General features: G+C 32.1%; 13 protein-coding genes. 6 read left to right on the forward strand and 7 right to left on the reverse strand.

Going from position 1 to position 14432, the window contains the following annotated elements; translation table 11 throughout:
• Positions 1-99 precede the first annotated feature (99 nt).
• A complete protein-coding gene (locus tag DK442_RS21640) occupies positions 100-2304 on the forward strand; it encodes an ATP-dependent DNA helicase RecQ (protein ID WP_200825158.1) in 2205 nt (734 codons plus the stop codon).
• A 65-nt stretch (positions 2305-2369) separates the two neighbouring features.
• Here DK442_RS21640 and DK442_RS21645 read toward each other — a convergent pair whose 3' ends face one another.
• Both DK442_RS21645 and DK442_RS21650 read right to left on the reverse strand, forming a co-directional pair.
• A complete protein-coding gene (locus tag DK442_RS21645; protein WP_109438009.1) occupies positions 2370-2552 on the reverse strand; it encodes a hypothetical protein in 183 nt (60 codons plus the stop codon).
• A 420-nt stretch (positions 2553-2972) separates the two neighbouring features.
• Entirely contained in the window at positions 2973-3185 is a 213-nt protein-coding gene (locus tag DK442_RS21650; protein WP_109438010.1) for a hypothetical protein, read from the reverse strand.
• Between the two features lie 349 nt (positions 3186-3534).
• Here DK442_RS21650 and DK442_RS21655 point away from each other — a divergent pair, with 349 nt between their 5' ends.
• The 3 genes from DK442_RS21655 to DK442_RS21665 all read left to right on the forward strand — a co-directional run bounded on the left by DK442_RS21655 (position 3535) and on the right by DK442_RS21665 (position 6104).
• A complete protein-coding gene (locus DK442_RS21655) occupies positions 3535-4467 on the forward strand; it encodes a peptidylprolyl isomerase (RefSeq protein ID WP_109438011.1) in 933 nt (310 codons plus the stop codon).
• A 315-nt stretch (positions 4468-4782) separates the two neighbouring features.
• Positions 4783-5577, forward strand: coding sequence for a hypothetical protein (locus DK442_RS21660; RefSeq protein ID WP_109438012.1), 795 nt, complete (start codon positions 4783-4785; stop codon positions 5575-5577).
• An 11-nt stretch (positions 5578-5588) separates the two neighbouring features.
• A complete protein-coding gene (locus DK442_RS21665; RefSeq protein ID WP_109438013.1) occupies positions 5589-6104 on the forward strand; it encodes a YfiT family bacillithiol transferase in 516 nt (171 codons plus the stop codon).
• On the opposite strand, the gene DK442_RS21670 is transcribed toward DK442_RS21665, so the two are convergent.
• Positions 6101-6628 (reverse strand): GNAT family N-acetyltransferase, encoded by a 528-nt coding sequence (locus tag DK442_RS21670; protein WP_109438014.1) that lies wholly within the window; start codon positions 6626-6628, stop codon positions 6101-6103. The genes DK442_RS21665 and DK442_RS21670 overlap by 4 nt on opposite strands.
• Before the next feature lie 3 nt (positions 6629-6631).
• Entirely contained in the window at positions 6632-7189 is a 558-nt protein-coding gene (locus DK442_RS21675) for a thioredoxin family protein (RefSeq protein ID WP_109438015.1), read from the reverse strand.
• Positions 7190-7340: 151 nt separating this feature from the next.
• On the opposite strand from DK442_RS21675, the gene DK442_RS21680 reads away from it, so the two are divergent.
• Positions 7341-8207: an alpha/beta fold hydrolase gene (locus DK442_RS21680; protein ID WP_109438016.1), complete on the forward strand. Its 867-nt coding sequence runs from the start codon at positions 7341-7343 to the stop codon at positions 8205-8207.
• A gap of 21 nt (positions 8208-8228) precedes the next feature.
• On the opposite strand, the gene DK442_RS21685 is transcribed toward DK442_RS21680, so the two are convergent.
• The 3 genes from DK442_RS21685 to DK442_RS21695 all read right to left on the reverse strand — a co-directional run bounded on the left by DK442_RS21685 (position 8229) and on the right by DK442_RS21695 (position 13059).
• Complete coding sequence (locus DK442_RS21685; protein WP_109438017.1) at positions 8229-10742, reverse strand: M14 family metallopeptidase; 2514 nt, start codon at positions 10740-10742, stop codon at positions 8229-8231.
• A 91-nt stretch (positions 10743-10833) separates the two neighbouring features.
• Positions 10834-11223, reverse strand: coding sequence for a PUR family DNA/RNA-binding protein (locus DK442_RS21690; RefSeq protein ID WP_109438018.1), 390 nt, complete (start codon positions 11221-11223; stop codon positions 10834-10836).
• 78 nt (positions 11224-11301) lie between these two features.
• A complete protein-coding gene (locus tag DK442_RS21695) occupies positions 11302-13059 on the reverse strand; it encodes an ABC transporter ATP-binding protein (RefSeq protein ID WP_109438019.1) in 1758 nt (585 codons plus the stop codon).
• A gap of 141 nt (positions 13060-13200) precedes the next feature.
• Between DK442_RS21695 and DK442_RS21700 the strand changes: the two genes are divergently transcribed.
• Complete coding sequence (locus DK442_RS21700; RefSeq protein WP_109438020.1) at positions 13201-14298, forward strand: Glu/Leu/Phe/Val dehydrogenase; 1098 nt, start codon at positions 13201-13203, stop codon at positions 14296-14298.
• Positions 14299-14432: the final 134 nt, after the last annotated feature.

A 14432-nucleotide genomic window follows, 5' to 3' on the forward strand; every position in this document is an offset into this window, starting at 1 on the left:
AAAATTGAAACGAAAATATCCACTGGATCTGTATTGGGGAAACAGATTTTAGTGATAGTTAATCTTTATTTAATTGGTATATAAAAGTTAAAAAGTTTAATGAATTTGAGCGAAACTGACCTACAAAGTGCTTTAAAAAAACATTTTGGGTTTAGTCAATTTAGAGGACTACAGGAAAAGGTAATACAAAGTGTATTAGAGAAACAAAATACATTTGTTATAATGCCTACAGGCGGAGGGAAATCCCTATGTTACCAACTGCCTGCTTTGATGTGTGAAGGAACTGCTATCGTAGTTTCTCCGTTAATTGCACTAATGAAAAATCAAGTCGATGCTATTCGAAGTATTTCATCGGTTGAAGGTATAGCACATGTACTTAACTCATCTCTCAATAAATCAGAGGTGAAAACGGTAAAAGGAGATATAATGAACGGTGTTACTAAGTTATTGTATGTAGCTCCAGAATCATTAACCAAAGAAGAATATGTAGATTTTTTAAAATCCCAGAAAATTTCTTTTTTAGCCGTTGATGAGGCTCATTGTATCAGCGAATGGGGTCATGATTTTAGACCAGAATACCGTAATCTACGTAATATTATTAGAAGAATAGGGGAAGATATTCCTATTATCGGTCTTACTGCTACGGCTACCCCAAAAGTGCAAGAAGATATTCTTAAAAATTTAGCGATGAGTAATGCCAATACATTTAAGGCATCATTTAATCGACCAAATTTATTTTATGAAATACGACCTAAAACAAAGAATGTAGATGCTGATATTACTCGCTTTGTAAAACAAAATAGCGGTAAAAGTGGTATTGTATATTGCCTTAGTAGAAAACGAGTAGAAGAACTTGCACAAACATTAGAGGTTAATGGAGTAAAAGCTGTTCCTTATCATGCTGGATTAGATGCTAAAACCAGGGCAAAACATCAAGATATGTTTTTGATGGAAGACGTGGATGTAGTAGTAGCTACAATTGCTTTTGGAATGGGAATTGATAAACCCGATGTACGTTTTGTGATCCATCATGATATGCCAAAAAGTATAGAGAGTTATTATCAAGAGACCGGCCGTGCAGGACGTGATGGTGGAGAAGGGCATTGTCTTGCATATTATGCTTATAAGGATATCGAAAAACTAGAAAAATTTATGAGCGGAAAACCTGTTGCAGAACAAGAGATTGGTCATGCTCTGTTACAGGAAATAGTTGCTTTTGCAGAAACCTCTATCTCCAGGCGTAAATTTATATTACATTATTTTGGAGAAGAATTCGATGAGGTCAATGGAGAAGGAGCAGATATGGATGATAACATCCGCAATCCAAAGAAAAAACATGAAGCGCAAGACGAAGTAAAATTACTTCTAGAAGTGGTTAGTAAGACAGGAGAAATTTATAAATCCAAAGATCTGGTCAATACACTTATTGGTAAAAGTAATGCATTGATTATCTCTCATAAAACACACCAACAACCTTTCTTTGGAAGCGGGAAATCTAGAGATGGGAAATATTGGATGGCTCTTGTACGTCAGGTATTAGTCTCTGGATATCTTCGTAAAGATATTGAAACGTATGGTGTCATTAGAATTACTAAAGAAGGTAAAGACTTTATAAAAAAACAGACAAGTTTCATGATGACAGAAGATCATATTTATGATGAAACTAATGATGATTCTATAGTAACAGCAGCAAAATCAGGAGCAAAAGGAGGTGGTGATGATAAATTAGCTGGAATGTTACGAGATTTAAGAAAAACAGTAGCTAAAAAATTAGGAGTACCACCATTTGTAGTATTCCAAGATCCTTCTATTGATGATATGGCTCTTAAATATCCAATTAGTGTAGAAGAACTAGCAAATGTTCATGGAGTTGGAGAAGGGAAAGCAAAAAAATATGGTTCTGCATTCGTAGAATTGATCGCAAAATATGTAGAAGAAAACGATATTATGAGACCTGATGATTTTGTCGTTAAAAGCACAGGTGCTAATAGTGGTCTTAAACTATATATTATACAAAACGTAGATCGTAAGCTACCATTGGATGATATTGCTGCCGCAAAAGGCATGGATATGACCGCTTTTATTAAAGAAATGGAAGCTATAGTTTATAGTGGTACAAAACTTAATATAGGATATTGGATTGATGAAATTCTAGATGAAGATCAGCAAGAAGAAATTCATGAATACTTTATTGAAGCAGAAAGTGATAAAATAGATACTGCAATAGAAGAATTTGATGGAGATTATGATGATGAAGAACTTCGTTTATATCGCATAAAGTTTATTAGTGAGGTGGCGAATTAATTATTCAGTATTTTTAATACTTAAAAGAGACAACCTTTTTAGATTGCCTCTTTTTGAATAATGATTTAAGCTTCATGATCTAATGGATTGCAAATAGGTAATCCATGGATGTTACAATAAAATGGCCCAGAAAAACAACCTGTTGATGGTCCTGCGCCACACTCTGGAGGTAATCCGCCATTAATTTGTTTCTGGACATTTTTCTTTATTGAATTAATACCTTTTAGATTTAAAATGTTTTGTAACATAGTTTTTAGGTTTTTAAGGATTAACGATTCTTTTTGATAAATTTTAGATATATACTTAAATTATATTAGTCTCAAAATACTCAAGTAAAAAATTAAATAACCACTTCAATTTATTTACAATATTTAGATTCTTTTTCTATAAACTGATAAGCGTTTGCAAGTAAGATGTGAACGCAGTAGAAAAATAAATAAAGGGTTATGTTTATTAGAGAGTTTTATTCATATAGATAGGATAAACTATTTTCTTAATTAAAAACGTATTAAGTTTTTTAACATGATGTAATCGTTTAATAATTAGTATGTTCCTTGAACACTTATAGGCACTCAAGGAATATGTCCGAGATTTAAAAAAGTTTTTAAGCAACAAACTACTTCTGATGGGTGGCTTGTGTTTTATTAAACTAATCTAAGATTAAACGTTTAATGACAGATCATACAAGTATTATTACCTAAATACACTCCGCCATATTGTGCACATAAAAAAGAACTTATATGAGTGCGAACCCTTCCTCCTGTATCACCACAAGGAGTATCAACAGATATTAACTCTTCTTTAAAACCTCCTTTGACTGATTTTTGTTCTTCTTTGTTTAATTTTTTTGCGTGATTTAATTCTAAAATGTTTTTTAACATGATGTAATTGTTTAATAATTAATATACTCCTCGAACATTTATAGACACTCAAGGCATATGTCTGATAAGCTTCTTTTTTGTTAATCGTTTCTAGAATGGAGCTATTTATAGGTAAGATGAATATAATTTGTAAATAACAAATAGAGGTTCTGGATATTCAGGAAGTTGAAGATTCAGAACGTATTTTTAGGTTTTTTATAAAAAATTAAACCCTTTCAAGAAGATGTTGATCTTTAAAAATACTAAGTTGGAAATAGAGGGAGTATTATAATAACCTTTTGTTTAATAAAAGAATAGCATTTACTTATCTTTGCAACTCAAAAATTAAAACGTTAAAAAAGATATTGCTATGCAAGACGGATTATACGCAAAATTTAATACAACAAAAGGAAGTATCCTTGTTAATTTAGAATACAAAAAGACACCGGGAACGGTTGGTAATTTTGTAGGCCTTGCGGAAGGAACTATAGAAAATGAAGCTATTCCACAAGGGAAGCCATATTATAATGGACTTAAATTTCATAGAGTAATTGCTGACTTTATGATTCAAGGAGGAGATCCACAAGGAACCGGTGCTGGTGGTCCTGGATATCAGTTTGATGATGAAATACATTCAGATCTTAAACATGACGGACCAGGAGTTTTATCTATGGCTAATGCAGGCCCAGGAACAAATGGGAGTCAGTTTTTTATTACACATGTAGAAACAGCATGGTTAGATGGAAAACATACCGTATTTGGTAAAGTTGTAGAAGGATTAGATGTGGTAAATGCTATAGAACAAGGTGATGAAATTGAATCTTTAGAAATAGAAAGAGTCGGTGCAGAAGCAGAAAACTTTAATGCAGTTGAAACATTTAGAAGTTTTAATGGAGCAAAAGCAGAGCGAGAGGCAGCAGCTAGAAAAAAATCTGAAGAATTATTAGAAGAACTAGCAGCAGGATTTGATAAAACAGAGAGTGGTTTACGTTATAAAGTAATCCAAAAAGGAGATGGAGTTAAGGCCGAAAAAGGAAAAACTGTTTCAGTACATTATAAAGGAAGTTTAACAGATGGCACGGTGTTTGATTCTTCTTATAAGCGTAACCAGCCTATTGATTTTGCATTAGGCGTAGGACAAGTGATTTCTGGATGGGATGAAGGAATTGCTTTGTTACAGGTGGGAGATAAAGCACGGTTTGTGATTCCACCTTATCTCGGATATGGAGAAAGTGGTGCCGGTGGTGTTATTCCACCAAATGCAACGCTCATTTTTGATGTCGAGTTAGTAGCGGTAAAGTAGATTTATATCTATCATAAAAAAGTTTTCAAAAGTCCCTGACTATTTCAGGGACTTTTTTAGTATTATCTTTTATGTAAAATGTATTTAAAGTTATGAATATTTATTTTTTATCAAAAAAGGCATGAAATTAACACAGTAAATTATTAAATTAATAGTAGATTTTAACAGTGAAAGCTTTATTTTTAACTTTTTATATTTTTTTTAACAAATTTTTTTTAATTATATTAAAAGTGTTTCTGTTAAAAAATAATATTTGAATAGTAAAATCCCCTAATTTATTTATATTTTAACCCCCAATTGCTAGACCCCCTAGATATGAAACAAGGACTTATCACATTTATTTTTCTCTGTACGCTCCAACTTGCCTTGGGACAGGGAAAAGAAGAAATTCTGGAAAATGTCAAAGATCAGATGGAGATCATTGATAGTTATATAGAATTTGAAACCTTTTATTTAGACCCTGAAGAGTTTTTAGATAAAATGGCTGACCATGGAGCAGAGCTTAATGGATATTACGAACATGAAAGACTTAAGAAAATTGTTAGAAAAGTAGGTACCAGAACAGCAGATGTTGTGACCGAATTTTATTTCTGGAATGATCAGTTAATCTATGTGAACTACAAACAAAGACCATATACAGAATCCAAAAATGCAAATGGTCAGAGGATTTTGGATTATTCTAATGCCTATACAAAGTATGAGTCAAAACATTATTTCAATAATGGTGAAGAGGTTGAAACAAAAAAAATAGGAGAATCTTTAGAAGAGATTACTACAGAAGAAGAATTTGTGAAGTATGCTAATAAAATGAAATCCTTATTGGACAATAAGTTTTATAATAGAAATATCTATGAAAACTTACAAGGGAAATGGATGTTTATTCAGAATACTGAAGATTATATAATCTTTGAAGGTACTATACGTTTCAATTTTTATAATGGTAAGTTTGCAAACCGTTTAAAAACAAGAATTGAAGAAGATGTCTTAATTTGTTTCTTTCCGATGGATGATAGAATTTATCGATATAAAATAGGAAGCATAGACAACAATGTACTTACTTTAATCGATCTTTCTTCACAAGAAGAGTTTGTATACGCAAAAGTAGATTAAATGTTAAAATTATGAATCTAAGATATCCTATAGGAGAATTTAAATGCCCAGAAATTATAACTCCTGATCACATACAAAAATGGATATCTGATATAGAAGAACTCCCAGGGAAGTTATCTAAGCTCGTTTCTGATTTTACAGAAGCACAATTAGAAACGCCCTATAGGGAGGAGGGGTGGACTGCAAGACAAGTTATACATCATATACACGATAGTCATCATAATGGGTACATAAGATTTAAGTGGGCTCTGACAGAAAATAAACCACTAATTAAGGCATATAATGAGCAATTATGGGCTGAATTATTCGACACTAAATCGGCACCAATTTATTTATCAGTAAATGTAATAAGTGCTTTGCACGCTAAATGGGTTTATTTTTTAAAGGGACTGTCTTCTGATGATATGAAAAAAGAATTTATACATCCAGAAGGAAATGTGAGTATCTCATTAGCAGAAGATATAGGTATATATGCCTGGCATGGAAATCATCATTTGGCACATTTGCAGATTATAGCAGAACTCTAAAGAGTTAATATCATTCTTTGCATTTCTCGATAATTATCCTTTAAACCAGGATAGTCTAAGTTGTAAAAAGAAATGGTCTGAAACCCTAATTTTTGATAAAATAATAATGCAGGACTTGTCGTCATTACATCAAGCCATATTACTTTTTTGTTCAAAGCTCTTGCGTAATTCTTAATGAATTCAATTCCTTTTTTACCAATCCCTAACCCTATAGATTCTTTTAAGAGGTAAATTTTTTCTAATTGAAGAGCTTCAGAACCATCAAACCCTTCAACGTTTTCATGGGTTCTGATTTTTAACATGCCAAGTGTTTTGTTTGCTTGTTCAATTAGAAAATAAATGATATTATCAATTTTAAAATCTTCTCGAAAAGCATTTCGATTAAAACTTAAATTGATGTAATAGCTTGGATCATCGTTTTTCCAGATGTGGGTATAATGTTCTGGGTAAAACTGTTGACTTACTGAAACTAAACGTTCGATATCATGTTTGGAGCATGTTTTAAAAACAATTTCTGAAGGCATAAACTATTCTTTCCATTTGATATTACAACCAATACTTGGTTTTTGATTTTCAGAAACTTTAGCATTACGAAGCACAGCATCCAATGCTTGACGCAAATCACGACCATTTACGGGAATGCCATTTCCAGGTCTGGAATCATCAAGTTGTCCTCGATAAATTAGTTTTAATTCAGCATCAAACAAATAAAAATCAGGAGTACATGCTGCATCATAAGCTTTTGCAACATCTTGAGTATCATCAAATACATATGGGAATGTGTAATTGTTTTTACGTGCTGTCTTCCACATTTCTTGAGGAGCATCCTGCGGATATTTTTCAATATCATTACTGCTAATGGCAATAAAACCAAACCCTTGAGCTCGATAATCATTTGCAATCCTAACAATTTCCTCATTCACATGAATAACAAAAGGACAATGATTGCAAATAAACATTACAACAGTTCCTTTTTCTCCTTTAATATCTTTTAAAGAAACGTTGTCGTTAGTAATGGTGTCAACAAGCGTGAAATCTGGTGCTATTGTGCCAAGAGGGAGCATATTTGAAGGAGTACGTGCCATAATATTTTTTATTTTTTGAAAGGATCCAAATTACAATTTTCTATACTAATAAGTCTAAAAAATGGTATCTTAGTTACAACTGAACTGAACTTTATGCAATAAAATATTGTACCCGTTTAGGTGATTCAAAAAATGTTTGGTAAGAAATAATATGACACTACAAGATTGGAAAAATTCAGGGACTCATTTTTTGTATAAAAAAAAACACAAAATATTCTATAAAGTAGATGGAGAAGGAGAACCTTTATTGCTTATTCATGGGTTTCCAACATCATCCTGGGATTGGTGTAAAATGTGGGAGTCTCTTATCGAAAAATATGAAGTTTATACCTTGGATATGATGGGGTTTGGTTTTTCTGCAAAACCAACAAATTTTGAGTATACAATTTCGACTCAGGTAGACTTATGGGAGTATTTTTTGAAGGAAAAAAAGCTTACTTCATTTCATATCCTTGCTCATGACTACGGAGATACTGTTGTGCAGGAGATGCTAGCAAGGTTTAAAGAAAATCCGACATATGAGTTTGATATTAAATCCGTTTGTTTTTTAAATGGAGGCATGTTTCCGGAGACCAACTTTCCAACCTTTACTCAAAAATTATTATTGACACCTTTGGGGAGTGTTCTAAAACATTTTATGGGTAGAAATACGTTAGCTAAGAATTTTAAAAAAATATTCGGAAGAGAAACACAACCCAGTGAATTAGAAATCGACGAGTTTTGGGAAGTAATAGATTACAATTCTGGCAAAAATATTATTCATAAATTGATAAGATACTTAAAAGAAAGAGATATTTATAAAATTAGATGGAGAGAAGCTATACAGCATACAAAAGTACCAAAGCGACTTATAGATGGTGGTGTTGATCCGATTTCTGGAAAACACATGGCAGAATTTTATCAACAGATAGTTCCCGATGCAGATGTGGTTATGTTAGAGAAAATAGGACATTACCCACAGGTTGAAGCTCCTGATGAAGTATTGTCCCATTATTATTCTTTTAGAGAACAGCTATAATTTATTCTTTTTGTATCTTCTTTACATTTCGTCACTAAAGAAGATGGCATTCATTAGTAGCTTATTTGTACCGTACCAAAACGCTCTGAAATTAGTGTTGTCAGTAAATAAAATTACATTTCCTTTTCCAAAATTGTTATGTCTGAAAGGTACTGTGCCTGATAATGAATCTAGATTCTTTTTGCTGATATATCCACTTAACAAAGGCTTTTTTGTATACTGAATCGGATTATTATAGCTCTGTTTATCTGGTTTTATGAATAGTTTTGTATTTCTAAACAGTGAAATTCTATTGCTTTTATATCCAAAATTAATAGGATGAGAGCGATCGATTTTCGCATCAAAAATAGCCCCACCAATTACTTGAGCCCCTCTAAAGTCTCGCTTTTGCTCAAAAGAGATGTTTTTGGCATCATTTTCGGGTGTGGTAAATTCAATTTTCATAAACTCGTTATTCTTAAAGAATTGAGCAGCATTTCTGTATCCTATTAATGTTCCCCCATTTCGAATCCATGTTTTAAGTTTTTCTGATTTTTCTTTATTAAAACTTTGTCTCCAGCTATTAGGAAGTATGAGATGCGTATACCTGGATAAATCAGTTCTTCCAAAATTATCTGTAGTTAATTTTGTAATTGGAATATCATAACGTTGATCCATTAAGTGCCAGATTTCACCAGAATCATAGGGCGTGATCCCAGTACCTGTAAATAAACCAATCCTAGGTAAAGATAATGCTCTAAATTGATTACTCCCCAGATCTATACCTTTAGTTAATCCTGTAGAAACACCAGTGATATCAATGTGATTATTTGTGGATACTTTTTGTAAAAATGCATGTAGTTCTTCTTTGTTTAGTTTCTGATTTTGAACAGGAACTAGTATTGTTCCATAGTCATATTTCTTATTTTCTAAAGAAAAAGGGTTCATCCCAACTTTTGCTCGTAATCCTTTTGCTAATATTTGATATAATGCTTTTGGCCCATAGTATTCATGCCATTCTATTAAATATGCATAATTACTTTTGTTGACCGCATTTGCTCTTCGATGAGATAGGTTTGATACTTCAGTTCCTAAATTAGATACAGAGGCATTATCTGTATAATCAAGGTTAAAAGCAAGTGGAAATGTCCATGCAGAAATATCATAGAAAAGACTATCCTGAAAAGTAGTTCTTTTTTCAAAAATGGCTTTAAGTAATCGTTTTTGCTTTTGGTACTTTGGTATAATATAACTGTATCCTTTTTTAAATGTTTTGCCTTGAGTTGTTATATCTTGTTTAAGTTCATGTATTTTGATTTGATGTCTTTTAAGAATTTCTGCTAAGTGATAGGATGATGCAGCGTCCTTTTCATTACCAAAGATGTAAGCATCTTTTGACAATTCTTTTCTTGCATTATTATAGAAACTACGTTTGTAATCTAGTAATTCTTTACGCATCGTTTTTGCAGCTTCTAATGTAGAAAGTGTAGCCGTAAATTGATTTCTTATAGTAAAAGGAAAAGTAAGGAGTCCGTTATCGGTTTGTTGTGCATGACCTCGAGAACTACCTTGTTCAAATAAAATACCTATGCCTCCATTAATATCAGGAAAAGTAGATCCTTTACCATAGTAGAAGTCATCAAAATTTTCTTCTGTATAATACAATGAACCTATGTTATCTAATGCTTTAGCATGGTAATTGGCAATTTTTTTTGTTAATTCCTGATTTAGTTTAGGAGTCAATGGATGAGTTCTGGATTGTATTCCTGGTTGAAAAAAGAAGGTGCTATTTGATCCCATTTCATGATGATCAGTCAAAATATTAGGATACCACTGATGAAAAGTTTTAATACGAGCTCTAGACTCTGGTAATTGAACGGGTAGCCAGTCTCGATTCATATCAAACCAATAATGATTTGTTCTGCCTCCAGGCCATATTTCGCTATATTCGCGATCTTGAGGATCCGAATTAATATTTTTACTTTTATTCGTATTTGCCCAATATGCAAATCGTTGTAAACCATCAGGGTTTAATGAAGGGTCGAACAGGATGACAACGTTGTTAAGTAACTCATCGATTTCTGATCCTTGAGCTGCTGCCAAATGATATGCTGCTATTAGCGATGCATTAGAGCCGCTAGGTTCGTTGCCATGGATAGAAAACCCCTGGTATACAATAGCTGGAAGATTCTCCAGATTTAATCCTTCAGACCCATTTTCTGTGAGTTGAATATGTTTTTTTTGAATTTCTTGAAGATTCTGATGATTTTGTTGTGATGTTATAGTAAGTAATAGTATTGGTCTGTCTTCAAATGTACTCCCTCTATCTTCAATCGTGATTCTTGGTGAAGCTTTTGCTAAAGCTTTCATGTAGCTTACAAGTTTATCATGCGTTACATGCCATTTTCCAGGTACATATCCAAGAACACTTTGAGGAGTGGGGATTTCAGGATTATACGTTGTGTTCTTTGGAAGATAATACGCTAAAGAAATATCATTTTGAGAAAAAGATGATATACTGGTAATCGCAAAAAAAATCGTAAAGATATATTTCATTTGAGTTATTTTTTGATGCGTGAATATAAAAAAAACCGCTTCAGTGAATGAAGCGGTTTACATAACTTTAACTTAAGTAAGTTATATTTTTCTAGATATCATCAAAGCTTACATCTGTAAAGCTTTCTGTAGATGCAGTAACTCCTTCTCGGTTACTGTTATCTGTGTCTTTTTCATATGATTTTTGAAAATCTTTTTGGTGTCTTTCGCTGATAACTTCTTCTCCTTTTTCTTCAACAATGAAGCTAGTCATCTCTTCTAAGATTTCTGAAAAGCCAACAAAATCTTCTTTGTAAAGATAGATTTTGTGTTTCTTATAGTGAAAAGATCCATCATCATTGGTGAACTTTTTACTCTCAGTTATTGTCAAATAATAATCCCCCGCTTTAGTAGCTCTTACGTCAAAGAAATATGTTCTTCTTCCTGCTCGTAAAACTTTTGAGAAAATTTCTTCTTTATCCATCATTTCATTATCACTCATAATCCGTATTTATTAATTAATTAATATGTTATGATGGTTTCAAAAATCCAAAAAAATTGTTAATCGCACAAAAAAAACTCAAGTTTCTTTTTCGCTAAGTTGTTTTAGATAAAGTTCTTTATAGTAACCTTCGGTGCTTATTAGTTGATTATGAGTACCTTGCTGTGTTATTTTACCATCTTCTAATACAATAATTTTATTTGCATTTTTAGCAGTAGATACTCTATGACTTACTATAAATGTGGTCTTATCTTTAGAAATTTTGTTAAGATTATTCAAAATTTGCTCTTCTGTCTCGGTATCTACAGCAGATAAACAATCATCAAAAAGCAATATTGAAGGGTTTTTAATTATTGCACGAGCTATAGAAACCCTTTGTTTTTGACCTCCAGAAAGTGTTATTCCTCGTTCTCCAAGTACAGTTTGATATCCTTTGCTAAAATCTATTATGTTTTTATGTACCACGGCATTTTTTGCGGCTTCGTGAACTTCATCATCAGTGGCATTTTCATTACCGAATTTAATATTGTTCTGTATGGTATCACTAAACAAAAAAGCATCCTGTGGGACATACCCAATATGTTTTCTTACATCGGTTAAATTTAGGTTTTTTATGGGAGTTCCGTCGATACGTATTTCGCCAGAAGAAACATCATATAATCTGCCTATAAGATCTAATATTGTCGATTTTCCAGAACCTGTTTTACCAATTATACCTATTGTTTCTCCATTTTTAATTTCAAAAGTTAAGTTTTGTAATGCTGTTATATTGGTATCATCATAGGTAAAAGAAACATTATCAAAACTAATATCTCCAATAATAGGAGTATTTTGTGAAACTGTATTGGTAATTTCTGGTTCCTGGCTTAGAAATTCATTAATCCTTACTTGAGAAGCTTCAGCTTGTTGCACAATAGAGCTTACCCATCCAACAGTCGCTACTGGCCAAGTTAACATATTTACAAATATGATAAATTCTACAATTACCCCTAGATCTTGTATAGTGCCATCTATAAATTGTTTTCCTCCAATATAAATAACCAAAATATTACTAAACCCTATTAATAAAACCATTAGTGGAAAAAATAACGCTTGAACTTTAGCCAAATCCAAATTTTTATCTTTGCTGGTATTAGATAATTTTGTAAAATTTTCTTGAGTTTGAGGTTCAATACCATATGCTTTGATTACAGTAATACCACTAAATGATTCTTGAGTAAAAGTGGTTAATTTCGATAAAAACTCTTGTACAATTGTACTACGTTTATGAATAGCAACACTTAATTTATAGATTGATATTGATAATATAGGTAACGGTGCTACAGTATATAATGTAAGTTCTGGTGCAATACTAATCATATATCCAATTACTACGACAAATAAAGTGATCGTATTTACACTGTACATTATAGCAGGGCCAACGTACATTCTAACTTTAGATACATCTTCACTAATTCGGTTCATTAAATCACCCGTTCTATTTTTCTTATAAAAATTAAGTGATAATTTTTCATAATGTTGAAATACTTCATTTTTTAAGTCAAATTCTATAAATCTTGATACAACAATAAAAGTCTGCCTCATTAGAAATGTGAAAAAAGCAGAAATCAGTACAGCCCCAATAATTAAGAGAATATTAAGGATTAATCCGCTTTTTACTTCGGCAATATCTGTTATATCATTATTTATATATTGTTCTACAACATCTACAGAGTCACCAACTAAGGTAGGAACCATTGTAGCAAAAATTCTTGCAATTATGGTAATTACCAAGCCAATAATAAGTCTGTATTTATATTTTAAAAAGTATTTGTTTAGATGGCGTAATGCGCGCATAAAGGAGAGGTGTTTTGAGATCTATTTATTAATAAATTCGTAAAGTTTAATAGCTTTAGGTTTGAAATTGATAAAAATATGCTATTTTAGCATCCTGATTTTGAATATAATATAATCATAACGTTTTAAAATTCTCATAACATGATAACAGAAGTGTTTACTGCAAACCAATTAAAAAAAGAAGCTCCTGTATTTGGTCAACTATCTTTTGATGATCACGAACAAGTTGTTTTTTGTCAAGACAAAGATACAGGATTGAAGGCAATAATTGGTGTGCATAACACAATTTTAGGACCTGCATTGGGAGGAACCAGAATGTATGATTATGCAACAGAATGGGATGCTCTTAATGATGTACTAAGATTATCTAGAGGTATGACCTACAAAGCGGCAATCACTGGTTTAAATCTTGGAGGAGGAAAAGCAGTTATTATAGGAGATCCTAAAAAAATAAAAACTCCTGAGTTAATGAAGCGCTTTGGGAAGTTTGTGCATACGCTAGGCGGAACATACTATACTGCTGAGGATGTAGGTATGGAAACTTCTGATATGGATACCGTAAGAGAAGTTACACCATATGTAACAGGAATTTCTGAAGCAAAGGGAGGTGCAGGTAATCCGTCTCCAGTAACTGCTTATGGAGTGTATATGGGAATGAAAGCAGCTACAAAATTTGCATACGGTACTGATGGATTAGAAGGAAAAAGAATTTTGGTTCAGGGAATAGGTCATGTAGGTGAAGAACTTGTTCGTTTAACATCAGAAGAAGGTGCTAATGTGGTAATAAGTGATATTAATCAAGAAAGATTAACAGAAGTTAGTAGCAAATATGGTGCAGATATTTATAGAGGAGACGATTTATACGCCGAAACAGCTGATATTTATGCGCCTTGTGCTCTTGGAGCAACGGTAAATAATGATACTATAGATAAACTAAAAGTAAAGGTCATTGCAGGTGCAGCAAATAATCAATTGGCAAATGAAAATATTCATGGCTCTTTATTGCAAAAGAAAGGAATAGTATATGCTCCTGATTTTTTGATTAATGCTGGAGGGATTATAAATGTATATGCAGAGATTGAAGGATATGGAAGAGACCAAATCATGGCTAAAACACAGAATATCTACGATACTACTTTGGATATTTTGAATAAAGCAAAAGCTACTAATATGACTACAAATGCTGCAGCAATCAGTATTGCCGAAGATAGAATTACTGCCGGAAAAAATAAACAGTAAATGTATTTATAATGGTTAGATAGATTTAAAGAGATCTTGTTCTGACCTATTAGTTATAAGACAAAGTAAAATATTAAAAATATTACTGGATAAAAATAAAATTTTACGATTGGTAGATTAAAAATAATAGTATT

Origin of the sequence: Aquimarina sp. AU119, from assembly GCF_900312735.1 — a bacterium.
Classification (GTDB): Bacteria; Bacteroidota; Bacteroidia; order Flavobacteriales; family Flavobacteriaceae; genus Aquimarina; species Aquimarina algiphila.

Coding starts and splice junctions, on each gene's coding strand:
- DK442_RS21640 (WP_200825158.1), top strand. CDS start 100: ATGAATTTGAGCGAAACTGACCTACAAAGTGCTTTAAAAAAACATTTT.
- DK442_RS21645 (WP_109438009.1), bottom strand. CDS start 2,552: ATGTTACAAAACATTTTAAATCTAAAAGGTATTAATTCAATAAAGAAA.
- DK442_RS21650 (WP_109438010.1), bottom strand. CDS start 3,185: ATGTTAAAAAACATTTTAGAATTAAATCACGCAAAAAAATTAAACAAA.
- DK442_RS21655 (WP_109438011.1), top strand. CDS start 3,535: ATGCAAGACGGATTATACGCAAAATTTAATACAACAAAAGGAAGTATC.
- DK442_RS21660 (WP_109438012.1), top strand. CDS start 4,783: ATGAAACAAGGACTTATCACATTTATTTTTCTCTGTACGCTCCAACTT.
- DK442_RS21665 (WP_109438013.1), top strand. CDS start 5,589: ATGAATCTAAGATATCCTATAGGAGAATTTAAATGCCCAGAAATTATA.
- DK442_RS21670 (WP_109438014.1), bottom strand. CDS start 6,628: ATGCCTTCAGAAATTGTTTTTAAAACATGCTCCAAACATGATATCGAA.
- DK442_RS21675 (WP_109438015.1), bottom strand. CDS start 7,189: ATGGCACGTACTCCTTCAAATATGCTCCCTCTTGGCACAATAGCACCA.
- DK442_RS21680 (WP_109438016.1), top strand. CDS start 7,341: ATGACACTACAAGATTGGAAAAATTCAGGGACTCATTTTTTGTATAAA.
- DK442_RS21685 (WP_109438017.1), bottom strand. CDS start 10,742: ATGAAATATATCTTTACGATTTTTTTTGCGATTACCAGTATATCATCT.
- DK442_RS21690 (WP_109438018.1), bottom strand. CDS start 11,223: ATGAGTGATAATGAAATGATGGATAAAGAAGAAATTTTCTCAAAAGTT.
- DK442_RS21695 (WP_109438019.1), bottom strand. CDS start 13,059: ATGCGCGCATTACGCCATCTAAACAAATACTTTTTAAAATATAAATAC.
- DK442_RS21700 (WP_109438020.1), top strand. CDS start 13,201: ATGATAACAGAAGTGTTTACTGCAAACCAATTAAAAAAAGAAGCTCCT.